General features: G+C 70.2%; 9 protein-coding genes and 2 tRNA genes. 4 read left to right on the top strand and 7 right to left on the bottom strand.

The features are described 5' to 3' along the window. Nucleotides 1-74 precede the first annotated feature (74 nt). Nucleotides 75-147: transfer RNA gene (locus ACWPOB_RS18545), tRNA-Lys, on the bottom strand. Between the two features lie 350 nt (nucleotides 148-497). On the opposite strand from ACWPOB_RS18545, the gene ACWPOB_RS18540 reads away from it, so the two are divergent. Both ACWPOB_RS18540 and ACWPOB_RS18535 read left to right on the top strand, forming a co-directional pair. Next, entirely contained in the window at nucleotides 498-1,640 is a 1,143-nt protein-coding gene (locus ACWPOB_RS18540; protein ID WP_050036335.1) for a L,D-transpeptidase, read from the top strand. A 271-nt stretch (nucleotides 1,641-1,911) separates the two neighbouring features. Then, a complete protein-coding gene (locus tag ACWPOB_RS18535) occupies nucleotides 1,912-3,342 on the top strand; it encodes a selenium-binding protein SBP56-related protein (protein ID WP_455401734.1) in 1,431 nt (476 codons plus the stop codon). Between the two features lie 234 nt (nucleotides 3,343-3,576). On the opposite strand, the gene ACWPOB_RS18530 is transcribed toward ACWPOB_RS18535, so the two are convergent. After that, a tRNA-His gene (locus ACWPOB_RS18530) sits at nucleotides 3,577-3,654 on the bottom strand. A gap of 83 nt (nucleotides 3,655-3,737) precedes the next feature. Further along, complete coding sequence (orn, locus tag ACWPOB_RS18525; protein WP_100055680.1) at nucleotides 3,738-4,337, bottom strand: oligoribonuclease; 600 nt, start codon at nucleotides 4,335-4,337, stop codon at nucleotides 3,738-3,740. An 83-nt stretch (nucleotides 4,338-4,420) separates the two neighbouring features. Here orn and ACWPOB_RS18520 point away from each other — a divergent pair, with 83 nt between their 5' ends. Then, nucleotides 4,421-6,142, top strand: coding sequence for a helicase HerA-like domain-containing protein (locus ACWPOB_RS18520; protein ID WP_455401733.1), 1,722 nt, complete (start codon nucleotides 4,421-4,423; stop codon nucleotides 6,140-6,142). 6 nt (nucleotides 6,143-6,148) lie between these two features. On the opposite strand, the gene cmrA is transcribed toward ACWPOB_RS18520, so the two are convergent. The 3 genes from cmrA to ACWPOB_RS18505 are packed head-to-tail and all read right to left on the bottom strand — an operon-like array spanning nucleotide 6,149 to nucleotide 9,548. Beyond that, nucleotides 6,149-6,952, bottom strand: a complete 804-nt coding sequence (cmrA, locus tag ACWPOB_RS18515) for a mycolate reductase (RefSeq protein ID WP_455401732.1) — start codon at nucleotides 6,950-6,952, stop codon at nucleotides 6,149-6,151. A 26-nt stretch (nucleotides 6,953-6,978) separates the two neighbouring features. After that, nucleotides 6,979-9,006, bottom strand: coding sequence for an FAD-dependent oxidoreductase (locus tag ACWPOB_RS18510; protein WP_455401731.1), 2,028 nt, complete (start codon nucleotides 9,004-9,006; stop codon nucleotides 6,979-6,981). Further along, complete coding sequence (locus ACWPOB_RS18505) at nucleotides 9,003-9,548, bottom strand: PadR family transcriptional regulator (RefSeq protein WP_100056447.1); 546 nt, start codon at nucleotides 9,546-9,548, stop codon at nucleotides 9,003-9,005. The genes ACWPOB_RS18510 and ACWPOB_RS18505 overlap by 4 nt, the downstream gene beginning before the upstream one ends. A 164-nt stretch (nucleotides 9,549-9,712) precedes the next feature. On the opposite strand from ACWPOB_RS18505, the gene ACWPOB_RS18500 reads away from it, so the two are divergent. Further along, nucleotides 9,713-11,044: an MFS transporter gene (locus ACWPOB_RS18500; RefSeq protein ID WP_455401730.1), complete on the top strand. Its 1,332-nt coding sequence runs from the start codon at nucleotides 9,713-9,715 to the stop codon at nucleotides 11,042-11,044. Here the strand turns inward: ACWPOB_RS18500 and ACWPOB_RS18495 are convergent. Beyond that, nucleotides 11,029-11,850 carry an acyl-CoA thioesterase gene (locus ACWPOB_RS18495; RefSeq protein ID WP_455401729.1) on the bottom strand — a complete coding sequence of 274 codons (822 nt, stop codon included), beginning with the start codon at nucleotides 11,848-11,850 and terminating at the stop codon, nucleotides 11,029-11,031. The genes ACWPOB_RS18500 and ACWPOB_RS18495 overlap by 16 nt on opposite strands. Nucleotides 11,851-11,870 lie beyond the last annotated feature (20 nt).

Genomic DNA, 11,870 nt, shown 5'->3' with positions numbered 1-11,870 from the left:
GGGGTGGTTGGTGGGGTGGCAAGGGCGTAGGCAAAGAAAAAGGCCAGACCTCCATGGAGGTCTGGCCTTTCTTGTGCGCCATCAGGGACTCGAACCCCGAACCCGCTGATTAAGAGTCAGCTGCTCTGCCAATTGAGCTAATGGCGCTTGGCGGTGCGTCTCCGGGCCGTTGTCCCGGCGACGAAGGAAAGATTACACACCTTCCAGTAGCGCACCAAATCGGCAGGTCATGCCGCATTTCGGTGGGAGCGATACGTAACGCCGAGGGGGCCGGCGGCGATTGGTATTCGAACGTTATTCGCGTCGTCGACGTCGCGACGGCTTCGCCTCGAGCGGGGCTGGCATCATCGAGCGCACACGCATCGACGTGCACTTTTGCGGCCCGGGGGAGGCCCGGAATCGGAGGGTGGAGAGTGGTTGGGAACAGTGCGGCGCCGCGCCGACGGCGGAATCGGCGCGCCGTCGCGGTGGTGCTCGGGACCGTGTTGGTCGGCGTCATGACCTTCGTCACGGCCTGCTCCGGTGCGAGCAGCGCCGGCGGGGCCGAGGAGGTGCCGATCGATTCGAATCCGCTCGCCGCGCTCATCAAGCCCACGGTGTCGGCGAGCGTCGTCGACGGGGGAGTCGGCTTCTCGCCCATCGAGCCCGTGACGGTCTCGGTGGTCAACGGCAAGCTCGAGTCCGTCACGCTGCTCAACCCGGACGGGGAACCCGTCGCCGGGGCGCTCGGCCCGGACGGAGCCACCTGGGCCAACACCGAGCCCCTCGGCTACAGCCGGCAGTACCGGCTCGAGGCCGTCGCGTACGGGCTCGGCGGCGCGACCACGACCGTCGCCTCCTTCGCCACCAGCGCCCCCGGCAACCTCACCCAGCCCTACGTGATGCCGGGCGAGGGCTCGGTCGTCGGCATCGGCCAGCCCGTCGCGATCCAGTTCGACGAGAACATCCCTGATCGCCTCGCCGTCGAGCAGGCCATCACCGTCGTCACCGACCCGCCCGTCGAGGGCGCGTTCTACTGGCTCAGCAACCGCGAGGTGCGGTGGCGGCCCGAGAACTACTGGGCGCCGGGCACGACGGTCACGGTGGACGTGAAGGTCTACGGCCGCGATCTCGGCGACGGTCTGTTCGGGCAGTCGGATGTGCATTCGACCTTCACCGTCGGCGACGCGGTGATCATCACCGCCGACGACAACACCAAGCAGGTCACCGTCAACCGCAACGGGGTCGACGTGATGACGATGCCCACGTCCATGGGCAAGGACAGCACGCCCACCCCCAACGGCGTGTACACGATCGGCGACCGGTTCGAGCATCTGGTGATGGACTCGTCGACCTACGGCGTCGCCGTCGACTCCCCGCAGGGCTACCGGACCCCGGTGGACTGGGCGACACGGATGTCGTACAGCGGCATCTTCTTCCACTCCGCGCCGTGGTCGCTCGGCGATCAGGGTTCCCGCAACGTCAGCCACGGCTGCCTCAACCTGAGCCCGGCCAACGCCAGGTGGATCTTCGACAACACCAAGCGCGGCGACATCGTGATCGTGAAGAACACCGTCGGCGGCATCCTCGAAGGCACCGAGGGACTCGGGGACTGGAACATCCCGTGGTCGACGTGGAAGGCCGGAAACGCACGCGCCTGATCCGCCGCCGGGCCGCCCCGCGGTGGCGCCCCGGCGTGTGGCAGGCTGGGTCCGCCTCCTGTGGTAGGGGTTGGCACCAGACCCCCGGGATCGACGATCCCGGGGGTCTTCCCATGTCGGACGGCGCCTTCCGGGCATCTCGCCCCCGTAGAAGGTCGACATGCGGTCCTTGACGGCGGAGAATCAGGGAAAGGCATGCCTACCTGTGACATCGACCGACCGTGGACCACCGATGGTGGCCCGGCGGACAGGTCCGAGTCGAGGAGGATTCATGTCTACGACGACAGATCCCACGTTCTACCGCAGCCCGAGTGACGCCGTAGCAGCCGCGCCCGAGCGGCTTGCCTATGTGGCTGCCTTCGATCCGGCAGGCCGGGCGAAGGACGCGATCGCAGTGGTCGATTGCGAGCCGGGTTCGTCGACATACGGTGGTGTGGTCGGCTGGGCCGAGTTGCCGACGGCGGGCAACGAGTTACACCACTTCGGGTGGAACGCCTGCTCGAGCGCGCTGTGTCATGAGGGGCACGGCGATCACCACGCCGGGCATCACGGGCAGCCGCTCGAGCGGCGATACCTGGTGGTGCCGGGCATCCGCTCGTCGAGAACGTACATCCTCGACACCAAACCCGACCCGCGGCACCCGGTGGTGACCCGCACGATCGAGGCCGCCGAGCTCGCCGCGAAGGCCGGATACTCGCGGCCGCACACGGTGCATTGCGGACCGGGCGGCATCTTCATGTCCGCCCTGGGAGGCGCCGACGGCGCCGAGGGTCCGGGCGGTGTCGCGCTGCTCGACCACGACACGTTCGAGGTCGTCGGAGCGTGGGAGGCGGAGCACGGCGAGCAGTTCTTGGCGTACGACGTGTGGTGGCACCTGAAGTACGACACGGTGATCACCTCCGAGTGGGCCACGCCGTCGATGATCGAGAACGGACTGAACGCCGAGGACCTCCTCGGCCGCAGGTTCGGGCACCACCTGGACTTCTGGAGCATGTCCGAGCGCAGGCTGACCCAGCGCGTCGATCTCGGCGACGAGCACCAGATGGTTCTCGAACTCCGCCCGGCTCACAATCCCTCCGAGGCGTTCGGGTTCGTGGGAGTCGTCATCAGCGTGGAGGATCTGTCGGCCTCCGTGTGGATGTGGCACAAGAGCGACGACCGGTGGGCGGTCGAGAAGGTGATCACCATTCCGGCGGAGCCGGCCGACGCCGACGATCTGCCGCCGGCGCTGAAACCCTTCGGCGCGGTACCGCCGCTCGTCTCCGACATCGACCTGTCGGTCGACGACCGTTGGCTGTACGTCTCGTGCTGGGGCACAGGAGAACTCAAGCAGTACGACGTCGGCGACCCGTTCCACCCGCGGGAGACGGGATCGGTGCGCCTCGGCGGGATCGTGCGGCGCGAGCCGCACCCGGCGGATCCGGACCTCCGGATCGCGGGAGCTCCGCAGATGGTGGAGATCAGTCGCGACGGGCGCCGGGTCTACGCCACCAACTCGCTCTATGCGGCCTGGGACGAGGTCTTCTACCCGGACGGTGTGGGGGCGTGGATGGCGAAGTTCGATGCCGATGTCTCCGACGGTGGTCTGGTCCTCGACCGTGGGTTCTTCCCGCACGGCGACGACTTCCGCGGGCGCAGGGTGCACCAGACGCGCCTGCAGGGCGGAGATGCGTCCAGCGACTCGTACTGCTTCACCGGGTGATCGCCGTTGCACGGCGGGTCGATCGCACGATTCGGCGGTCGCCCGCCCAGCGGGGACTTCCCGCCCCCGACCACCTCGTCGACGTTTGCGCGACCGCCTTGCTGCTGGTGTCGCCGGAACGTGCGGGGGATCGGCAAGCGCCGCATCTCGGGACGGAGCGCTGGTGCAGAGCTGCACGGCGCCGAAACAAGCGAGTCCCTGACCGGCATCTCTGCTGGTCAGGGACTCGCCCTGTGGGGGTGAGTGACGGGACTCGAACCCGCGACAGCCAGGATCACAACCTGGTGCTCTACCAACTGAACTACACTCACCATCGCATTCGCGATCGGCCTGGGCCGGTTGCGCCTGCGGTACAGATACTAGCCTGACTTTGCCGAAAACGGCGAATCCGCAGGTCAGGCCGGACCCAACTCCTTCGTGACAGCGGCGATCTCGGCCGACGGCGGGCCCGGTGGGGCGACGAACGCGGTCCGCCGGTAGTACCGCAGCTCCCGGATCGACTCCTTTATGTCGGCGAGCGCCCGATGCGACAGGCCCTTCGCCGGCTGCCCGAAGTAGATCCGCGGGTACCAGCGCCGGCACAGCTCCTTGACGGAGCTGACGTCCACCATGCGGTAGTGGAGGTAGGCGTCGAGCTCGGGCATGTCGCGGGCGATGAACCCGCGGTCCGTCGCGATCGAGTTGCCGGCCAGCGGCGCGGTGCCGGCCTCCGGGACGTGGGCCCGGATGTAATCGAGCACCATCTTCTCCGCCTCGGCGACGCTCACCGGGGACCGGCGCACCTCCTCGGTGAGCCCGGAGCGCTCGTGCATCTGGGTGACGACGTCCGGCATCGCGGCGAGCGCGTCGTCGTCGGCGTGGATCACGATGTCCACCCCGTCGCCGAGCACGTTGAGATCACTGTCGGTGACGAGGGCGGCGATCTCGATCAGCTTGTCGCTGTCGATCCGCAATCCGGTCATTTCGCAATCGATCCACACAAGTTTGTCCTGCACGAAACACAGAGTAGTCAGGCCGGTCGTGGCGATAAGGTCACGGTGACCATTCCGCGGCCGCACGTGGACGAGGAGGACACCGCATGACGGTCGATCCGACACCGCCGGCACCGTCGCCGGCCGAGAAGGCGGCGGCCGCCCGCGCGGCCGCGGAGGAAGCGGCACGCGTCGCCGAAGCGGCCCTGAAGGCGGCCGAGCAGGCACAGCGCGAGGCGGAGGCGGCCGCGCGGGCCGTCGAGGCGACGGACGTCGCACCCGCCGGCCCGGCCCGGCAGATCGCCGCGGGATACGCCGCCGACGGGGTCGCCCTCGAACTCGGCGCGGTCGTCCACGACGGGGTGGTCGATTCGTCGGCCCGGGTACGGATCCCGCTCGCCACGATGAACCGGCACGGACTGGTCGCCGGTGCCACCGGCACCGGCAAGACCAAGACCGTGCAGGGCATCGCCGAGCAACTCTCGGCCGCCGGGGTCCCGGTCGTGATGGCCGACATGAAGGGTGACCTGTCGGGGCTGTCGGCGCCCGGAGAGGACAACGACGGGCTCCGGACCCGCGCCGCGGAGACCGGGGATTCCGGATGGGGACCGACCGCCTACCCGGTGCAGTTCTTCTCGCTCGGCACCGAAGGCCCGGGCGTGCCCGTCCGCGCGACGGTCACCGCGTTCGGTCCGATCCTGCTGAGCAAGGTCCTCGGCCTCAACCCCACCCAGGAATCGACGTTGGGGCTGATCTTCCACTGGGCCGATCGCCAGGGGTTGCCGCTGCTCGACCTGAAGGACTTGCGGCAGGTCCTCACACACCTGACCAGCGACGAGGGAAAGGCCGAGCTGAAAGGTATCGGCGGGGTCTCCCCGGCGACCGCCGGCGTGATCCTGCGGGCGCTCGTCAACCTCGAGGCCGGCGGCGGGGACACCTTCTTCGGAGAACCGGAGTTCGAGACCGAGGACCTGCTGCGCGTCGTCGGTGGCAACGGCGTGATCAGCCTGTTCGAGCTCGGCGCCCACGCGGCGCGGCCGGTGCTGTTCTCGACGTTCCTGATGTGGGTGCTCGCCGACCTGTTCCAGACGCTGCCCGAGGAGGGCGACCTCGACAAGCCGAAGCTCGTGTTCGTCTTCGACGAGGCGCACCTGCTCTTCGCCGACGCCTCGAAGGCGTTCCTGCAGCAGATCGAGCAGACGGTCAAGCTCATCCGTTCGAAGGGGGTGGGAGTGTTCTTCTGCACCCAGCTGCCCACGGACGTGCCCAATTCGGTGCTGTCGCAGCTCGGCGCGCGGGTCCAGCACGCGCTGCGCGCATTCACACCGGACGATCAGAAGGCGCTGGCCAAGACCGTCCGCACGTATCCGGAGACGGAGTTCTACGACCTCGAGGAGGCGCTGACCACCCTCGGGATCGGCGAGGCCGTCGTCACGGTGCTGTCCGAGAAGGGCGCGCCGACGCCTGTCGCGTGGACGCGGATCCGTCCGCCGCGTTCGTTGCTGGACACCGTCGGGGAGGAGGCGATCCGGTCCGCGGCGCGCGGGAGCGAGCTGTACGGCAAGTACGGGCAGACGGTCGACCGCGAGTCCGCCTACGAGAGGCTTACCGCGAAGGTCGCCGGTGCCCCCGACGTGGACCCACGGTCGCAGGTCCCGCCGTTGCCGGACCTGCCCGGCACGCCACCGCCCCGGGACGCGGGGCAGAGCATGGTCGAGCAGGTCCTCGGCAGCGCGGCCGTCAAGGGTTTCCTGCGGTCCGCGGCGTCGGCCGCGGGGCGCGAGATCAGCCGCGGCATCTTCGGCACCGGCCGCCGCCGCAGGCGCTGACGGGGGCTACGCGCCCAGCTTCCGGTAGAAGGCGCCGACGATGGGCGCGACGACGCCGCGCGGGGTGTAGTTGCCGGCGACGGACATCGCCTTGCTGATCAGGCCCGGCACGATGCGCATCTTGTTCTCGGCGAGCGCGTCGAGCGACACCTTCGCGGTGTGCTCGCTGGAGATCCACAGGAAGTCCGGCACGAGCTTGTCGACGATCGAGGCCTCCGCCGGATCCGGGGTCTCCGTGCGCACCGGGCCCGGCGCCAGCAGCGTCACGTGCACGCCGCTGTCCTTCAGCTCCCCGCGCAGCGACTCGGAGAAGGTGTTGACGAACGCCTTCGTCGCCGCATAGGTCGCGTTGTGGGGGATCGGCATGTTGCCCGCCGCGGAACCGACCATCAGGATCGCCCCGGAGCGGCGCTCGACCATCTGCGGCAGCACCGCGAGGGTCAGGTCGTGCACCGCGACGGCGTTCAGCTCGACCTGGGCCCGTTCGTAGTCCGGATCCAGCTGGGCCACCGGGCCGAAGGTCGCGATGCCGGCGTTGTTGCACAGGATGCTGATCGGGCGCTCGCCGAGTTCGTCGACGAGCTTCGCCCGCGCGTCGCGGTCGGACAGGTCACAGGCACGGACCTCGACGGTGACGCCGTGCTTCGCACGCAGCGTCGCGGCGAGCTCCTCCATCACGTCGCCGCGCCGGGCGACCAGGATCAGCGAGTGCCCGCGCGCGGCGAGCTCGGCGGCGAGGGCCTCGCCGATGCCGGAGGAGGCGCCGGTCACGACGGCGCGGGCGTCGGGGGTGGGATTCGGCAGAGTCATGGTCGGTCAGCGTAGCGGCGGCCGGTTCAGATGCGGTCCGCGAGGCGCGTGCCCTGCTCGATCGCGCGCTTGGCGTCGAGTTCCGCGGCGACGTCGGCACCGCCGATGACGTGCGTGGTCACGCCCGCGGCGGTGAGCCGCTCGACGAGGTCACGGACCGGTTCCTGCCCGGCGCAGATCACCACGTTGTCCACGTCGAGCACCTTCCGGTCGCGGCGGTCCTCGCCGAAGCTGATGTGCAGGCCGGCGTCGTCGATCCGCTCGTAGTTCACGCCCGAGATCTCGTGCACCTTCTTGTGCTGCAGCGACGCCCGGTGCACCCATCCGCTGGTCTTGCCGAGCCGCGCGCCGATCCGGCCGGGCTTGCGCTGCAGCAGGAACACCTCCCGCGGCGACGGCGACGGGCGGGGCTCGGTGAGCGCTCCCGGGGCGGCCTTCGGGTCGGTGACGCCCCACTCGCGCTTCCATTCGGCCAGGTCGAGGGTGGGGGAGTGGTCGTGGGTGAGGAACTCGGAGACGTCGACGCCGATGCCGCCCGCCCCGATCACGGCGACGCGGGCGCCGACGGGTGCACCCTCGCGGACGACCTGCGGGTACGACAGCACGCTCGGGTGGTCGATGCCGGGGATCGCGGGCACGCGGGGGGTGACGCCGGTCGCGACGACGACCTCGTCGTAGGCACCGATCAGGTCGTCGGCCGTCGCGCGGGTGCCGAGCTCGACCTGCACCTTCGTCAGCTCCAGCTGGCGGCGGTAGTACCGCAGGGTCTCGGCGAACTCCTCCTTGCCGGGGATGCGGCGGGCGATGCCGAACTGGCCGCCGATCTCGTCGTCGGCTTCGAACAGGGTGACGGCGTGCCCGCGACGGGCCAGGTTCACCGCCGCGGCGAGCCCGGCGGGCCCGGCGCCGACGACCGCGACGGCCTTGCGGCGGCGGGTGGGGGCGAGCAGCAGCTCGGTCTCCCGCCCGGCGCGGGGGTTGAGCAGGCACGAGACGTGCTTGTTGACGAAGGCGTGGTCGAGGCAGGCCTGATTGCAGGCGATGCAGGTGTTGATCTCGTCGGCGGCGCCGGCGGTGGCCTTGCGGACCCACTCCGGGTCGGCCAGCATCGGCCGGGCCATCGAGATCAGCTGTGTGTCGCCGCGGGTCAGGATCTCCTCGGCGGTCTCGGGCATGTTGATCCGGTTGGACGCGGCGACGGGGATTGCGACGTGCTTCGCCAGTTCGGCCGTGACGTCCGCGAACGCGGCGCGCGGGACGGACGTGACGATGGTGGGCACCCGCGACTCGTGCCAGCCGATGTCGGTGTTGATCAGTGTTGCGCCCGCCCGCTCGACCTCCTGGGCGAGGGCGACGATCTCGTCCCAGCGCTGGCCGCCTTCGACGAGGTCGGCCATGGACAGCCGGAAGCAGATCGCGAAGTCCGGGCCGACGGCCTCGCGGGTGCGGCGGACGATCTCGACGGGCAGCCGGCGACGGTTCTCGGGGCTGCCGCCCCACTCGTCGGTGCGCCGGTTGGTGCGCTCGGCGAGGAACTGGTTGATGAAGTAGCCTTCGCCGCCCATGATTTCGACGCCGTCGTAGCCGGCCCGCTGGGCGAGGCGGGCGCAGCGGACGTAGGCGCGGATCTGCCGGCGCACGCCCCAGGAGGTGAGCCTGCGCGGCCGGAACGGGTTGATCGGCGCCTTGATCGACGAGGCGGACACGCTCAGCGGCCAGTAGCTGTAGCGCCCGGCGTGCAGGATCTGCAGCAGGATGCGACCGCCCTCGGCGTGGACGGCATCGGTGATCGTCCGGTGCCGCCGGGCCTCGAGCCGGTTGGTGAGCTTGGCGCCGAACGGCAGCAGCCACCCGGTCCGGTTGGGTGCGTAGCCGCCGGTGACGATGAGGCCGACGCCGCCGCGGGCACGCTCGGCGAAGTACGCGGCGAGGCGGCCGGTGTTCCTGGCGCGGTCCTCGAGTCCGGTGTGCATCGAGCCCATGACGACGCGGTTGGGCACCGTGAACGGTCCGAGGTCGAGCGGAGAGAGCAGGTGGGGGTAGGGGTTCGTCACGAGTGGTCCTCGGTGGTGAGGGCGTCGAGCACTTCCTGGCACCAGTCGGCGAAGCCCTGTTCGACGCGGATGCCGCCGCGCAGGACGAGGTACTGGTGCAGTGAGGGCCCGGTGAGCCGGTGGGGTGCGGGGAAGTCGCGTTTCTCGATGGTGCGGTACACCTCGAGGCGGGCGGCGTGGGCGTCGCGGTGGCGGGTGAGTTCCGCGAGGAGGGCGGGCAGGGTGCCGGGCCCGGCGGCGCGGATCTTCACGGCCAGGTCGCTGCGCAGCTGCTCGGGGTCGGAGGGGTGGGCGATCCAACGGTCCAGCTCGGTGCGGCCGGCGGCGCTGACGCTGTAGACCTTCTTGTCGGGCCGCCCGTCCTGCGGCACGGTGCGGCCGGCGATCCAGCCGTGGTCCTCCATGCGCCGCAGCACGCGGTAGATCTGCTGGTGCGTCGCGCCGTGAAAGAAGCCGATCGACTTGTCGAAGCGGCGGGCCAGTTCGTAACCGGAGCCGGACCGCTCGTCGAGTGCGGCGAGCAGCGCGTGTTCCAGGGCCATGCCGAGAGTATGCACCGAGGTGCATATGCAATCAAGTGCACGCCGGGGGTGACGGCCGCGAACTTCCCGGTCAGCCGCGAACGCGATTGCGTTCGCAGCTGACCGGAAATCGCGCGGACTACCAGAGGCCGGTTCTCAACGCGACGATCTCCTAGGCTGCGGGCATGAGCGCGCACACGGACGCCGCCGGGATCGGGGAGGCCACCTCGCGACGGCAGGTCTTCGCCTGGGGAATGTGGGACTTCGGGTCGTCGGCCTACCACGCGGTGGTGCTGACCTTCGTCTTCTCCGTGTATCTCACCGACGCCGTCGGCGACGACCTGCCGGGGTCGATGTCGGCGAGCACGTGGCTCGGGTGGGCGCTGGGCATATCGGGGTTCTTCATCGCGGTCACCGCCCCCGTGTCGGGCCAGCGCTACGACGCGGCCGGCCGGCGCAAGCGGTCCCTGGCGGTGCTGTCCTACACCGGTGTCGCGCTGATGGCGGCGATGGTGTTCGTGCGCGACGACTACCACTACCTGTGGCTCGGTCTCGTGCTGCTGGGTGTGTCCTCGGTCGTCGTCGAACTCGCGCAGGTGCCCTACAACGCGATGCTGCGTCAGGTCTCCACCGAGGAGAACATGGGCCGGGTCTCCGGTTTGGGTTGGGCCATGGGCTATTTCGGTGGGCTGCTGTTGTTGCTGCTGGGGTACTTCGGGTTCATCGCCGGCGACGGCGACACCCGCGGCTTCCTCGGCGTGAGCACCGAGGGCGGCCTCAACATCCGCCTGGTCGTGGTGGCCGCGGCGGTGTGGTTCGCGGTCTTCGCCGTCCCGGTGCTGCTGGCGGTGCCGGAGGTTCCGCCCACCGGTGCCGATCCCGGCGCGGAGCGGGCCGGGATCGTGCAGTCCTACCGCGTGCTGCTGCGCGACCTGCGCGAGCTGTGGGCGATGGATCGGCGCACCGTCGGCTACCTCGGTGCCTCGGCCCTGTTCCGCGACGGCCTGGCCGGGGTGTTCACGTTCGGCGCGGTGCTCGCGGTGAACGTGTACGGCATCGACGCCGCCGACGTGCTGCTGTTCGGCGTGGCCGCGAACGTGGTGTCGGCCCTCGGTGCGCTGGCCGCGGGCTGCTTCGACGACCGGGTCGGCCCCAAGGCGGTGATCGTCGCCTCGCTCGCCGCGATGATGGCCGTCGGGGTCGTGTTGCTCGTGGTGTCGGGGCCGCTGATGTTCTGGATCTTCGGTCTGCTGCTGTGCCTGTTCGTCGGGCCCGCGCAGTCGTCGGCCCGCACCTTCCTCGCGCGCATCACCCCGGCCGGGCGGGAGGGGCAGATGTTCGGGCTCTACGCGACGTCGGGCCGCGCCGTGTCGTTCCTGGCCCCGACCCTGTTCGGGCTCTTCGCCTGGAGGTTCGACGCGGACCGGGCCGGGATCGCCGGCCTGCTCGTCGTGCTCGGTGCGGGGCTGGCGGCGCTGCTCGCGGTGCGGGCCCCGGAGGGTCAGTCCTTGAAGTAGACGAGCTGGTGGGTCGTGGCAAGCAGCGTGCCGTCGCGGCCCCACAGCTGAGCGGCCTGGTCGAAGTAGCCCTGCGAGAAGCGGTGGGTGCGCGCGGTGCCCAGGACGAAATCGTCGCCCTGTGCCTCGAGCTGCCCGGCGTCGGCGTGGAAGTACACCGTCAGCGACACGGTCCCGGCCGGCATGTACCGGCCGCGGCGTAGGAACACCCTCGGGTAGAACACGTCGCACAGCGCCGTCAGCGCCGGGAAGTCGAGCGGGCGGGCCGGGGTGTCGCGCACCCACAGCGTCGTGGTGGAGTCGGGGTGCTCGCCGGCGTCCTGCTGGGGCACCGCGCCTTCGACGAACCGCATCTCGTAGTTGCGGGCCCACGCGATGAAGTCCGGGAAGGTCCGGGTGGGAACCGCATCCGCCGACGGGACCGCCGGCATGTCGAGCTCGGTGTCCGACCAGGTGTCGCGGCGGGTGCCGAACACCGCGGTGGCGGTGGTGGTGACCACGCCGTCCTGCGTCAGCTCGAGCAGCCAGTGCTGGTTGGTGCGGTTGGTACGGACCGCCCGCACGGTGATGTCGAACTCGCCGTCGGCGACCGGGCCGGCGTAGTTGACGGTGACGGAGATGGGATCGCCGAGCCGGTCCGGGTGCTGCTGGACGGCCCGCAACAGGGCGGCGGCGGTGACGCCGCCGAACGGACCGACCATGTTCGTGTACTCCGGACTGGTCCGCCCCCGCGTGTGACCGTCCTCCACGGGGTCGAGCGCTACGGTGGCGTCGAAGGGGTGGGGCGGGGCGGCGATCTCGGTCACGACGACTCCTCGGGAAGAAC

It is taken from the genome of Rhodococcus sp. 2H158 (assembly GCF_053764755.1).
Note: the sequence above shows the minus strand (reverse complement) of the source record. Positions and strands in the feature narration are given on the sequence as shown.